Here is a 13,706-nt window from a genome sequence, read left to right as displayed (position 1 = left end):
GAATTTATTTTTTAAAAAAGTTAAGCTGCTATTCTTGTAGACAAAATCTCTAAAAGAATAGTATTCATTTCATTAGATATATTTTTTATTTTTTTATACATTTCTAGTGTAATATAGCTAGTATTAGTTCCGATTGGAAATTTATCCATTTGTTCAATACGATTGTTTAGTTTTTTGCCTTCCTGGAACAATCTATCCCAAATACTAAGCTTTTTTTGCATTTCCATATCTACTTCATCTTTTTCGATTAAAGAAATAATATGTAACGCAGCTGGATGATTTGAACTGGTTAAACATTTCTTTAATAATTCCCATGAATCTTCCACAAATCTCACCACGATAAATTGAATTGGTTTTCTCTAAGCAGTTGCCTGAACTCATAAGCAACGCTATTAAGATATTCCTGTAGATTGTGTATGCCCGATGATAACAGTCTACAATAGGTTACGTATAGATATTTTTCTCTGAGGATCTCATCAAAGCACATCATTGCTCCACAGGTTTTGTTTGGAGAAACAAACCAATCTCTATACTTAAATGGACTGCCTCCAAATACACTATCATTATTGACGACAAATGTTCCCCTTAAACTTAGTTGACAGGGACCAGTGAAAAGACAATTGCAATATACCTCTGGAAAAGTAGCGTGTCGCCCATGAGTCATCATACTGAATCCAACAGTCATAGAATCCGAATTATATCTAAATTTAAGATTGCTTGTCTTTATATCAAGACTTGATACTGAAATCCCTCCACTCATAAAGAAAAGGTCAGCTATTTTTTCGTTCTTCTTTAGATATGATCGTTCATAAGATTCATTGGTTGTCAGAAATAGATCATTTTCCTTGAATACACCTGCATTAAGAGCATACTCGTATACCTTTTTCTCTTCTTCAGTATCAATCATACCAATTAATCCAGCAATGCAATCAACGATAGTCTGATCAATATTTGTTCTCGCTGTTTCCATATCTAAAGCTTTGTCATTGATCTCTCGAACTCTTTGGGGATTTATCGCTTTCTCTATGCTTTCCTTGATACCATCAAGTGAAATGTATTGTTCTGTGTTAAGAACAATTCTATAGTAATCAATACATTCCTTAATATATTGTTCAATATCAGTCCCTGATACTCCAAAGTTTTCTGGATTACTTAAGATAGCTGATACATAATTGACATTCTGAATGAACATATTCCTGCACATTTCAAAGCGAGCATTCGTTTGAGCAATGCATTGATCATAACTCTCTCCACGGTAAGTTCCTGTCATGGTCTATCTTTTCCTCCACTAGTATTTGGATTAACTGCTTTTGAACCTTGTCCAAGAACATATCCAGTTGTATCAGTTGTTTCATCAAAGTCATTCGAATGAGTAAAGAACCTGTCATCTAACTCTACATTATCTCTAATGCCTGCAAAATCACTAAAAACAAGGTTTTCGGACCAATCACTTTTATTGAAATCATGTCCAAATGCCATTCTTGCCATTCCAAGAATACTTGTAGGCATACCAGCATCAATGGAACTGAACATCTGCGCTGAAACATCGTTATTATGAATATGGGCACTTAAGGTTGCAGATTCCATAGTATATCTCCCTTCTGTAGTAAAGGGATCTCTTGTACCGAATATAGATAACCTTGCCATTGAACTCCAGAAATTCTTTGTACTGCCTGTACTGACAATACGGATATCTTTAGATTGAATACGGGAATAATTCGTTTCATCCCATTCGGCATTTTTAGTTATCTCATTTTCAGTCATAGCATCCATATATCTAGCAACATTGGCATCAGTAATATTGTTCGTATTATCCAATCCACCGTGTCCCATAACCACGAATTTAACAACTTTTTCTCTTATTGTCTCTGGATCCATTTGAGAAACTGATGCGAGATTATTTACATTCTGTTTCCATTCCTCTGGACTTGCTGAGTATTTTGACCAATCACCGTCATAACAGTTATTGACAACATCCCTGATACCATATGCCTGACTACTATTATCAAAAACAACTCCAATCTTTTTTGATACAGTAGTATCACTATGTAGCGAATTTACTAATTCAGAATCAGAGGAAAACAATTCCTTGATCTTATTAAAATTACCGGATAATGTACTAAGCCTTGATTTGTACTCTCCTTCACTAAGCCCTTTTACCAATTCCGAAAAAAGGACTCTATCGTCAAAAATACCATGTTTAATACCAAGATCATTTTTTAGGTCGGGATTATCAAATAGAGTTGTTACCAACGAAGAAGAGTCTTTAAACAGATACCTTGCGGCTGCATACTTCGATGCTAACGTATTCTGGATTTCAACTGCTTCAGTTGTAAGAACAGCATTTCTACTTTTTGTGATCTTATCTGCAAGATCCTTGACATCAGAAGTGACAATTACCTGAGATCTTTCTACATAACCATCGCTAGATGCAATCTTCCGCACATATATTGTCCCATTATTGGTGATATCCCTTAGATCAACAGAAACCCCTTGTTCAACTAAATCTTTCTTAATATCTTCCATTACAGCATTGAATTGTTCCTTTTCAAATGAATAATTCACACCAGATTCCATCATCTTAGCTGTTCGAAGCTCGTTATTTCTAATAGCACGACTAACATCTTTGAACGATACAGACTGAGCAACCATCGTTAGTGCCCTTCCTGATACAATTCCAGAAAGGATAGGAACATTATATGTATTCTCCTCAATCGTTCCTATCAATGCTTTATAACCAGATCCAAACATAAATTCTTCTGCATTACGAAGATTTCTGTCTATATAACTTAAAACACTTACCTCAAAGTTTCCACTAATTAAACTGAGACTTGCTGACATCATTACCGGAGCAACCATCCGGTGTGCACCATTTTTTATTTGTTCCGTTATTATTGTTGATAACGATTTTGATGGTCCGACTATTTCCTCACTAAAATACACTTTTTTAGTAAATGAATTAGAACTCGAACTAACATACCTATCTATCGCCTCAAGAATATCATCTTTTATTTCCTCAAATGCCTCAGTTACAGATTTAAAAGAATAACCGCCTGACCTACTAGCAGCTTCGGAAAATGTATTACCTACTCCACTAGCTATTCCTGAAAATCTCTGAGATGCATTAGTCATACTCTCCGAAGCACCAGATATTGAAGTATGAATCTTGCCAGCAATTGATCCTGCTATTGGACCTGTAGAAATTAAATTTACAAGAGTATTCGTTCCAACCATGAAATTTGCTACACCTTCTCGTTTTTCGGCAATGCACATCTCAAGGCCTGTAAAAGGAGCCTCTATAATGGATCCCATTGCATCAAACACGGAATGTTCTCCCCCGTTTGAAAAAGTAAAAGATTGAAAAGCAGACATTAGCCCTGCATTCAACCTGGATGAACTGTGCAACTCACTAATCACTTTTCTATAATGATTCAATTCGACCTGTGCATGGAGCGAATCCAGCATTGCAAGACCGGCATCACCTGCTAGAAGCGATCCATGTACACATTGATATGGATCATCAAGATTTCCATCCATTACATAATGAAAAGAACTTAGCTGAATCGATGCTAAAGAAGGATCCAATTTGCTTTTTGTTCCTCCCTGTTTTGTCTTAAATTCAGAAAAGATAAGCTGTCCTTTTTCTGAAATATAATGAGTAAAGGATTCATTACCAACTGAATCAGCACCAACCACTTGAATCGGAACTTTTTCACCTGACTTTCTCCCCTGAAAACTGTACATAAAATAATTTTCACCATCACCGTGAGAAACATATACAGAATCAACTTTAACCGAAATTTGTCGTTCTTCGGTTCTAATCACCGATCCTTCTTGTAACTGGCTTACTCCTCCATATATTTCATGACTCTTTTCTACACCCAATTGTTGGCATAAATTCTCAATGCCTTCTTGGTTTTCTTCTTCATGAATATAATCTCTGAGTATATCGATCTTATAAGAACCAATTTTTTCCCCTTGTGCATTATAAAAGGAACGTTCGATTTTCTTTCCATGAACCGTATCAATCACTTTTCCATTAATAGCAATATCATGGAACCCTTCCATTCCTACAATGCTATTATATTGAGAATCAGATTCAGTTCTTGAGATATAATATCGTGTTCCACCCTGTTCAAAAGTATTTTTCTTTTTTTCATCCTCTTCTTTTTGTTCACGGGCCATTTCGTTTGTTCCTACTCCAAAACCCGTAACCTGAATTGCCGCATGAGAAGCAGCACCTATTGCTACAAGTGTACCATAACCCACTGCAGCCTCCAAACCAAATACAAGAACTCCTGCAACCCCCACGGTTAATCCAAGAGCAGTTGCACGTTCCTGAAAATTATTTACGTCAATCAAGTGCTGTGATATACCAAAACCATTGTTAATATCCCTGTAGAATTGGCCAGTCACATCTCCTACTGCAAGAGAAGCAACTCTTATTTGCTGCTGCCCCAAAGTATACTTCTTCATGCTTTCGGTTTGTTGTCCTTCCCATGGATTTTCTCCCCTCCATGAATCTATAGCATCTGAAATATTATCAAAAATACCTTCGGGAGCTGCATTGATTACCAATTCAGATGACTCCACAATTCCTGATACAATCCTTCTAGCCCGGCTATACATCTCTCCTTCAAAATGGGAAAATTCACTTACTGTTGATTTAAAAGTCCCCCCATTTGGTTCTTCTTCATTCAGGGCAGATTCCATATCATCCATTTCATCATCGAAATTAGATAGGTCGCCAATTCCATTTCCAAATTGGAAATTCAGCCAGTCATCATTATCAAACATATATTTTCCGCCAGGAATAGTTTTAATCGTATAATTTAAATAGAAAATTCTATTCGTGATTGTTTTTAGTCACGCCCATATTTGTTTTTTAGAGTATATACATATTTCGAAAGAATAGTACATATATAACCCTAAACTTTGAGAAGTAATTATATTTTATACGAATCACCATTGCACGATTCGTTAAGGAAGTTTGTAAAACAAACAACGCATATCATCAACCACTTAAAATTAAGCTATATATATATATGACAAAAACCAAGTAGAGTATATCTCAACAATATATGAAACAGCTGCTAGAAAGCAGTTTTTGTTTAATGAGATAAACGAGAACTAGGCACATTAGTGGAAACTATCGGGAATCTGCACTTTAATTAAAATTTATAATTGAAATATGAGTGTTTCCGAATTTTCAGCTACGTGTCAAACTAAATAAAATTGCATAGGTGAATAAAATGTTTGGACAGAAAATTAGCTTGCAGACAGAAAGCAACACTGTTGATATACTCAGAAAATACGGACCATACCTGATCGTAGCAGGAGCCGCAGTCGGTTCCCTGGCCGCACTGTACTACCTCGGTTTCACAGAAGGTTCTGAAATGGTTAGCGACGGCTACGACGCCGCAACCGGCACCTTAACAGATAATAACCGTATTGCACTTGAAACATCTGCTGAGAGTGCAATTGACGCAGGTCTTGACGGTTCTGGTGAGGCTGCCTTCGGAGCATGGTAATCGTACCTGGGTAACAATATGTTCGGGAAAAAATGTCAGTTATTCAGCCCTATCCAGCTATACACTGATCTGATAGGAGTTGGATACGCATTCATATTGCTTGCAGCAGGAGCAGCAATGCTTGAACGTATACTGAATGAAGTATACACAATGGTAGAAGCAACTGGTGAATCTACTGTAACCATTATCGATGCACTGACAGAACAGATCGTAGAGTGATCAAATGGAAATGTTTCAAACAAGCTGGAGAATCGTATTCAATTACGTGATAGTAATTATTGCCTCGTTTGCAGTACTACTCCAAATCCTGACTCTGGCTTCGAGAATACTTCCATACTCATACGATCTTTCCCGATATATCCAGTTCGCTGGATTAATTTAGTACAGATGTTGAATAAATCTTCTCCATTTTTATGTTCACGAAAAAATGCCAACTAACATTTGAATCAAATACCATTGACGTAATGAGAAAATATGCCCCTTACTTCTTAATCGTTATGGCAGCGGTTGGAACTGTAGTTAGTTTGTACTATCTTTCTTTTAGAGGATCTCATGAAACACTTGATGAATTAGGAGATGCTGCTGCTGATTCTGTTGATGCTAATACGCGAATAGCAAGAGAAGCAGTGGGAGAAGTCTATCTAGAAGTTGTTCCATAACTTAAATTTTTATCAAAATAATTTTTATCAAAATATCACCACTAGAGGAATACAAAATGTTTGGAGAAAAAATAAATCTATCTTTTGAAGGCAGCCCTCTGGAAGTGCTTCGTAGGTATGCTCCACAAATAATTGGAGCAATGACTGCCGTTGGTGTAATTGCTGCAATATATTATATTGGATTTAATGCCAGTGATGATATGTTTGAGGGTGCTGGTGATGCAGCTGCCGATACAGTTGACGATACTGGGGATATTGCAGACGGAATCTTTGAAAGAATAGTGCCATGAGGAGAGTATATGTTTACATCAAAAGTATTCTTGGCATTTGAAGGAAGCCCACTGGAGATCATCAGAAAATATGCTCCCTATTTGGTTGGAGCGTTTGCTGGAGTAAGTATCTTATTGTTGTTATATGAGCAGGCATACTACGGGGGAGTAGATATCCTGGATGAAACTAATGATGGAGTAACAGACATTATCGGAACGTCCACAGAAACAACAAATGAACTTATTGAGGAATTTGGTCCATGATCATTGATGAAATCATTCCTGCTGGAATTAGATTTGCATTATATATTGCTGTAGTTGCAATTGCTTGTGTAATCGTATATTTAATAATGAATTCTGGTGCAGATCCACTTATTACTCAACAGACTGGTGGATATAATGATATGATCACCGCATCTACAACAAGAGTGCTCGATATTGTAGAAACTTCAGGGGTATTTTAATGTTCGGACCTAAGATGACTCTGATGCACAATCCTGTAATTGGATTGTATAAACAAGTAATCGGAGTATTACCCATCATACTTGGTTTCATGGGTGCATTAGTAGTCCTTACGGAATTATACCTGACTGTTCCTACTACAGTTGCACAAGGATTCATTGATTATGCTGCAGATATCATTGGTACGTGAGGATAATGTTCCAGAGCAAAATGCAACTATCCTCTAATTATTTACTCAATATATATGTTGATCTAATATCGCTTGCTCCAACCATTATTGGAATAGCTGTAGCATTAGCACTGATACAAGTGTCTATCAATGCTTATACCGCTGTACAAGGAGCTCTTGTTGACAATTCAAACACGATGGTCAACAGTATCATCGGAGTAATTACTGAAGAAAAAGCATTTGAATATTAAGGTGGAAGATGACAAGCCCATTTGATGTTCTCATGAAAAGCCCACGATTACAGATAACATTTGTCAGTATCGTGATATTCGTTCTTATTGCAGGAACGATCCTTTCCTTGATAGGTACCACCAGCACAACTGTTCATACTGGCTTAAGTGAAACAGCTACCACCACTGCAAATCAAGCTGATGAAGCAACAAACCAGCTAATTGCTGACTATAATGTAAACAAATATTTAGTTGAACCTGAAGATGTACCAGAACCTGCATATTGGGAAGATATGCGAGAAATTGAAGAATATTATACTCCTCATGCTTGGTGATAAGTTTGTTTTCAGATAAAATGGAACTCAACGTTGCAACTGGAACACTACTTGATGCATATATGACATTTGCAAATATGACATTAGCGTTAATGATGCTAGTTGCTTCTCTCTATTCCCTTATGTATGTAAAAGAGCATATATTGGTTAACCCTTCAAGAGCCTTTGTTGAAGCACTATATGAAGAACTTCCATTAACATAATGTTAAAGAAAACTACTATTTTATAGATCTATTTTTTGTAACTTAGGATTTAAAAACGTATACAATTTTTATGTCTCTTTTTTTAGGATAATTTATTCGAAAAAACTCTGGTTTGTTATTCTATTTTCCTATAGACTTTTTTTGTTAGTCTTGGAATTATTGTTCATTATTTCGTTAACAATGATTAACTAGATATATGAAAACTAATTATTTAAACTAAAAACTACCATCAGTTATATATATGAACTCGTTAATACGTCATTTATGAGTATGAACGTGTTTGACAGAGACAGTTTGATAATAAGGCCAGAACTACTGCAGACAGGTTACATGCCCGACCAAATATTGTTTCGAGATGAGCAATTAAATAAATTAGTTACAACCATCTCTCCAATTCTAAGAGGATATCAACCAAAAGATATGGTTCTTCTCGGTAAATCTGAAACTGGAAAAACAATTGTAGTAAACAAGATTCTCAATGATTTAAGAGAAAAAATACATCAAGAAACACTCAACCTTGAAATTATTGAAATATCTTATTCCATCTCATTTAGTCCTGAAAGAGCAATTCAGAATGTGATTTACAGAATCACAGAGGATGATAACGTATATGAAGCAGGACTCAATGAACAACAAGTTGTTTCAAAATTGATTGATATTCTTAAAACAAAAGAAATGTCCTTATTAATTGTTGATCACAATGTTCCAGGAAAAAAATCTAAGGATTTTCTAAAGCTTCTTTTTGATGCACAGGCATCCTTACAAACAAGGAATACAAATAAAAACATATTCATTTCTTTTATTCTGATTATTGATAGTGATATTGAAAAATGGCAAGTTGATGACAATTATATTACAATATTATTCTCCCCATATTCAAAAGAGGAAATTGAGAAAATTGTTTTCGATAGAAAGAGTGCATTTAAGGAAGGAGCCATTTCGGATGAAATCATCAAACAATGTATAACAGCAGTACCTAATAGTATATCTGATATACTTTCCTTACTTTTGGACACAACGATTATTGCTGAATCAAAAAATGCAAACTCTGTTACCGAAGAACATCTAGTTAATATGTTAAAAATAAGAAAACACAACCCAGTCATAGAAATAATCCGTACACTTACACCATCCCAGAGAATAGTAATCCAAATTATAGCTGCATTAACAAGTGAAAAAAAAGAAGTACATGCTTCTGACATCTATAATGAGTATGTGTCTTTATGTAAGAAAGAAAATATAAAACCTTTATCGAGACCACGAATCTCTCAAATAATTGGTGGATTTGAAGATCTAGGAATTCTCAATAGAAACGTCATCTATGAAGAAATTCCCGGCAGAATATCTACAATTACTCTAAATGTTTCATCTGAATCTCTAAGAGAAATGCTCAACGAGGTGAGTAAAATTGAATAACGATACCACAAATGAACTAGTTGCATTCCTGAAACTATATTATTGGGATGACATTCTAGAATTAGCTAACAACTACCCTGATAAAGATAACTTGATCGTTGATTATAGCAATATAGAAACTTACAATAGTGGAAATCTTGTCCCTATTTTTAAAGAGTCACCTGCTACATTTTTAGAGGATTTTAATGAAGCTCTGAGAACTATAGACCTGCCGGTTGATGTAGACCTTAAATCTGCTACTATCAGAATCCATAATTTCCCAGGAAGAATACCTATATCTGATATTAGAAGTGAGCATATTAACAAATTCATAGCTGTTGAGGGCATCATCAGTCAAATCACTAGTGTAAAACCAAAGACAACAATGACTGTACACCAATGCATGAGATGTGAATGTGAAATGGAAATATTCCAAACAGGGACAAAACTAATAGTGCCTCAATTTTGTGATAATGAAACATGTGGAAAAAAAGGACCATTCAAAGATTTAGTTGAAAAATACGAATTCGTTAACACCCAAGATGTATTGATACAGGATCCTCCAGAATCATTGAAAGGAAAAACCAACCCAGACAACCTGAAAATTAATGTTGAAGGTAATCTCGTTGGAAAACTCAATGCTGGAGATCGGGTTATTTTTAACGGTATTATTAGCATACTTCCAATCATTGGAAGGGATGGTAAATCAACGTATTTTGAATTCGTTCTTAATGCTAATTCATTCGAGAAACTTGTAGATGATTACGAGGAAATCGAGATCACTGAAGAAGATATTCAGTTGATCACGGAATGCTCTAAAGATCCGAAAATATTCACAAAACTCATACAAAGCATTGCACCCGCTATCAAAGGACATGATGAGATAAAAGAAGCTCTGGTGCTTCAATTGTTCGGAGGAACATCAAAGATACTGAATGATAACACTCGTATTCGTGGTGAATCTCATATAATGCTTATAGGAGATCCTGGAGTTGCAAAGAGCCAGCTCCTTAGAAAAATGATTGAGTTCGCTCCCAGAGGAATACTTGCCTCTGGAAAAGGTAGTTCAATTGCAGGCCTGACAGCAACTGCAACAAAGGATGAATCCGGAAGATGGACCTTACAGGCAGGAGCATTAGTACTTGCTGATGGTGGAATAGCTGCTATTGATGAAATGGATAAGATGTCAAAAGAAGACCAATCTGCATTCCACGAAGCCATGGAACAGCAGACAGTGACAATTACAAAAGCTGGCATCAATACAACTCTAAGAAGCAGGTGTGCTATTCTAGGAGCTGCTAATCCAAAATATGGTCGATTTGATAAATTTGAGGCCATCATGAGCCAACTAACTCTACCACCTGCTCTCATGTCAAGGTTCGATCTGATATTCCTTATGCTCGATATCCCAAATGAAAAGAAAGATTCCGAGATATCCATGCATATCCTGCAGTCTCACCAGGCAGGCATAGATCGTAAGATCATAGAGTCAAAAATGCCTTTTAGTGGTGAAATTGATGAAATCAGAAGAACCGCAAGTCCAGAGATAAGTCCTGAGCTAATCAAGAAATATGTAGCTTATTGTAGAAAATGTGTTATTCCAAGAATCCCAGATGATGTTATAAGAATACTACAAAACTTTTATCTTGATATGAGGAGAAGCACATCAAATTCTCAGGATAATCCTGTCCCTGTTACTGCAAGACAACTTGAAGGATTGATCAGGTTAACTGAAGCTAGTGCAAGGATACGATTAAGACAATTCGCTGAAGAAGATGATGCAAAGCGAACCATCCGTCTAACACTTGCTAGTATGGATCAGGTTTATAAAGACCCGTTAACTGGGAAATATGATGTAGATATTGTAGCTACCGGGACCAGCAAAAGCCAGAAAGATAAGATCCAGCTTCTTAAAAACGTAATTGACTATCTCGGAAGATACAAAGTACAAAAAGTAAAAATCATCGAAGAAATGAAACTGAAAGGTTTTGATGAAAGAACGACTGAAGAACTGATAGAAAAGATGAAACGATCCGGAGATATCCTGTCTCCTTCTCATGACACTCTAACACTTGTCTAAAGAAAAACAATTTTTATTTTTTTATACCATATTGGAAATCGAATACCTTTGTCTATCAATTAGTTCCTGTTTCTTTGCAGCATTCCAACCACCAACAGCCTGGATATAGCCTGTTACTCTGGAAAGCTGCTCAACATTATTTGACCCACAATTTTCACATGTATCGTGAAGACCACTCATAACATGGAAATCGTTCTGGCATATTGTCATGTCTTTCGTGAAAGCAAAATAACCAACCTGTGTGTTCTTGGCAATGTTCATTGCAAAATCCTTCAGGCCCTTCGGATCTGGAGCACTTTCTCCCATCCATATATGGAGAATATTTCCTCCAGCAACAATCGAGAAGAAAGCCTGCTCTATCCGTATACGTTCAGTCAAAGAAACACCTGCTCCAGGGGGAACGTGTGTACCATTTGTATAATATACAGGAAGATCTCTGGTTTTACCAAGATTCTTAAGAGCCAATTGAACATCACCCTTTATGACCAATTCAGCTTTCTCTCTATAATCTGTATGTAACAGATCTGATACAGCAAACCTTTGACATGTTGTTTCTGCAGGTGTTCTTGCAAGAGCAATTTCCATCCCATGTTCCTCAGATAGTTTTTTGGCATATTGACCCATCTCAATCATAGCTCTGATAGCAAGCTTGAAAGAATCCTTTGATTCGTGCATTTGTTTTCCGGTATGATATTGCACCATTTCATTAATCCCTACAACACCTATAGTGTAAACCAGAGCATTTAGATCTACAGCTATCTCTCCCTTTTGATTGGTACGTGGATCCTTTGGTCTTTGTGTAACAAATGGCATTCGGTTTGCATCCATTACCTTGGTCATCCATGATCGCTTTATCTTGAACAGTTTAATGCTTTCATCCATTAGAGCACGGAGATTTGCAAATAATGTTTTATCATCACCATTTGACCTGTAAGCTGCTCTTGGGCAATTCAGTGAAACTACCTGCCATGAACCCATTGAAAAATGCATACCATTATTGAAATCTAATTTTTCGTCAAACTTTGCATCGCTTCCGGGAGTAGCTGAGAACTGGTATGCACAACACTGGTAGCAGGAGATTCCATTTCCGGCTCCCCTGTATTCAGGAAGCTGATTGTCAAAATAAGGCGTTCCGAACTTTGATGCAAGTTTAAATGACATTGTATACAGGTCATCATACGTTGGCAATTCGGGATGAGATTTATTGAACAACTCATCTTCTTGCATGAAATCAGGCTCAATGGATATTTCTGGTTTTGGGAAACTGAAAGGTTTCCCCCAATAATCGCCTTGAAGCATGACATTCATTAAAGCTTTGAAGGATAACCTTACTTCTCTCTCAAACTCACCATATTCCCTTCTATGAGGACTTTGAATTCCATCCCATACTTTCCCCTTATAGACCACGGATTTGTCCTTCCAGAGCTTTGGTACGCCTGGAGAAAGCTGAACTGATGAGAACACCAGCTGTCCTCCGCGAGCTACCATCATTTGCGTCATTTCGTACACAAACATCTGCATTAACTGTTCTATTTCCTTGTATTCTTTCCCTTCCAAATAAGGTGCAAGGAATGTAAGGAAATTGTAGAATCCTTGACCACCAGCAAAGTTTGTCTGAGCACTTCCAAGTGCTTTGACTGCATGAAGGATAGCAACTTCTGCTTTCATTGCAGGTCCTGCTACACTTGCCTTGGTTCCATTTCCATCTGGCATCAAGCCATAGTAGAAGAAATATCTCAGATCCCAATCCTGACAAAATGGTCTTGTTCCAAGGTATTCAAGATCATGGATGTGGATATCTCCATTCAGATGAAGATCAGAGATTTTGGGCGGCAGTAAAAGCAAATACTGTTCCTTGGATATCTTATCTGCTTTCTTCTTGTGAGATGTTTCAGCGTTTCCCTGCAGGTTAGCATTTTCGTTGGCTTCAAATCCAGTCCCTAAATCGATTTCACATGCATCAACCACAGGAGTACCTATTCTTGTTGATACATTTCTCCATTCTATATGCCCTCTTTCCAGAAGTTCCCTGTTAACCATTTCCCTTATTAGGGCCCCTGACAGGAAACTAATCCTCATACTACGAATCTGGTTCTCGACCGAGATTGCTATTTCAGTGGCCTCTTCCTTTGTGATAGAAGGTTTTCCGCTAAAGGATTCTCCAAGTGTTGTATCCTTAATTAGTTGAGAAATTATTGCCTCTCTATTCCATTCGATAACATGCCCATCAGTAGTCCTTACTTTTGGAATGGGTGAAATGGTATTTCCATCTAAAGTCGATTGCACAACTTTTTTCGAATGAATGGATATATCTATTGGTTCTTGTTGGCTATCTTTAATCTCAATCATAAGATCCCTTCGTGTAGATTAACT

Annotated in this window: 16 protein-coding genes; 12 read left to right on the top strand and 4 right to left on the bottom strand. The window is 36.6% G+C overall.

Translation table 11 applies throughout. The features are described 5' to 3' along the window. Window positions 1-20: 20 nt before the first annotated feature. From METHO_RS11965 to METHO_RS11955, 3 genes are read right to left on the bottom strand one after another with little or no spacing between them, the layout of a single operon-like run. Window positions 21-326, bottom strand: a complete 306-nt coding sequence (locus tag METHO_RS11965) for a hypothetical protein (protein WP_156811294.1) — start codon at window positions 324-326, stop codon at window positions 21-23. A 5-nt stretch (window positions 327-331) separates the two neighbouring features. Then, a complete protein-coding gene (locus tag METHO_RS11960) occupies window positions 332-1,270 on the bottom strand; it encodes a hypothetical protein (protein ID WP_015313767.1) in 939 nt (312 codons plus the stop codon). Then, entirely contained in the window at window positions 1,267-4,797 is a 3,531-nt protein-coding gene (locus METHO_RS11955; protein WP_015313766.1) for a hypothetical protein, read from the bottom strand. Before METHO_RS11955 ends, METHO_RS11960 begins: the two co-directional genes overlap by 4 nt. 476 nt (window positions 4,798-5,273) lie before the next feature. On the opposite strand from METHO_RS11955, the gene METHO_RS11950 reads away from it, so the two are divergent. The 12 genes from METHO_RS11950 to METHO_RS11900 all read left to right on the top strand — a co-directional run bounded on the left by METHO_RS11950 (window position 5,274) and on the right by METHO_RS11900 (window position 11,333). Further along, window positions 5,274-5,531 (top strand): hypothetical protein, encoded by a 258-nt coding sequence (locus tag METHO_RS11950; RefSeq protein ID WP_172635212.1) that lies wholly within the window; start codon window positions 5,274-5,276, stop codon window positions 5,529-5,531. Between the two features lie 18 nt (window positions 5,532-5,549). Then, entirely contained in the window at window positions 5,550-5,750 is a 201-nt protein-coding gene (locus METHO_RS11945; protein ID WP_015313764.1) for a hypothetical protein, read from the top strand. A gap of 278 nt (window positions 5,751-6,028) precedes the next feature. Then, window positions 6,029-6,190 carry a hypothetical protein gene (locus METHO_RS13445; protein ID WP_156811293.1) on the top strand — a complete coding sequence of 54 codons (162 nt, stop codon included), beginning with the start codon at window positions 6,029-6,031 and terminating at the stop codon, window positions 6,188-6,190. A 56-nt stretch (window positions 6,191-6,246) separates the two neighbouring features. Next, window positions 6,247-6,480: a hypothetical protein gene (locus METHO_RS11940; protein WP_015313762.1), complete on the top strand. Its 234-nt coding sequence runs from the start codon at window positions 6,247-6,249 to the stop codon at window positions 6,478-6,480. Between the two features lie 9 nt (window positions 6,481-6,489). Beyond that, on the top strand, window positions 6,490-6,723 hold the full coding sequence (locus METHO_RS11935; protein WP_015313761.1) for a hypothetical protein: 234 nt from the start codon (window positions 6,490-6,492) through the stop codon (window positions 6,721-6,723). Then, complete coding sequence (locus METHO_RS11930; RefSeq protein ID WP_015313760.1) at window positions 6,720-6,923, top strand: hypothetical protein; 204 nt, start codon at window positions 6,720-6,722, stop codon at window positions 6,921-6,923. The genes METHO_RS11935 and METHO_RS11930 overlap by 4 nt, the downstream gene beginning before the upstream one ends. Continuing rightward, the gene (locus tag METHO_RS11925) at window positions 6,923-7,111 is read left to right on the top strand and encodes a hypothetical protein (protein ID WP_015313759.1); all 189 of its coding nucleotides are present in this window, start codon (window positions 6,923-6,925) and stop codon (window positions 7,109-7,111) included. The genes METHO_RS11930 and METHO_RS11925 overlap by 1 nt, the downstream gene beginning before the upstream one ends. Window positions 7,112-7,116: 5 nt before the next feature. Continuing rightward, complete coding sequence (locus tag METHO_RS11920) at window positions 7,117-7,341, top strand: hypothetical protein (RefSeq protein WP_015313758.1); 225 nt, start codon at window positions 7,117-7,119, stop codon at window positions 7,339-7,341. Window positions 7,342-7,349: 8 nt separating this feature from the next. Continuing rightward, on the top strand, window positions 7,350-7,655 hold the full coding sequence (locus tag METHO_RS11915) for a hypothetical protein (protein WP_015313757.1): 306 nt from the start codon (window positions 7,350-7,352) through the stop codon (window positions 7,653-7,655). After that, complete coding sequence (locus METHO_RS11910; RefSeq protein WP_015313756.1) at window positions 7,652-7,858, top strand: hypothetical protein; 207 nt, start codon at window positions 7,652-7,654, stop codon at window positions 7,856-7,858. The genes METHO_RS11915 and METHO_RS11910 overlap by 4 nt, the downstream gene beginning before the upstream one ends. A 270-nt stretch (window positions 7,859-8,128) precedes the next feature. After that, window positions 8,129-9,274, top strand: a complete 1,146-nt coding sequence (locus METHO_RS11905; protein WP_172635211.1) for a Cdc6/Cdc18 family protein — start codon at window positions 8,129-8,131, stop codon at window positions 9,272-9,274. Further along, complete coding sequence (locus tag METHO_RS11900; RefSeq protein ID WP_015313754.1) at window positions 9,267-11,333, top strand: minichromosome maintenance protein MCM; 2,067 nt, start codon at window positions 9,267-9,269, stop codon at window positions 11,331-11,333. The genes METHO_RS11905 and METHO_RS11900 overlap by 8 nt, the downstream gene beginning before the upstream one ends. 21 nt (window positions 11,334-11,354) lie before the next feature. Here the strand turns inward: METHO_RS11900 and nrdD are convergent, their stop codons facing one another. Next, a complete protein-coding gene (nrdD, locus tag METHO_RS11895) occupies window positions 11,355-13,682 on the bottom strand; it encodes an anaerobic ribonucleoside-triphosphate reductase (RefSeq protein ID WP_015313753.1) in 2,328 nt (775 codons plus the stop codon). Window positions 13,683-13,706 lie beyond the last annotated feature (24 nt).

The organism is Methanomethylovorans hollandica DSM 15978, from assembly GCF_000328665.1.
GTDB classification, from domain to species: Archaea; Halobacteriota; Methanosarcinia; order Methanosarcinales; family Methanosarcinaceae; genus Methanomethylovorans; species Methanomethylovorans hollandica.
This window is presented reverse-complemented; position numbering and strand designations above follow the sequence as displayed.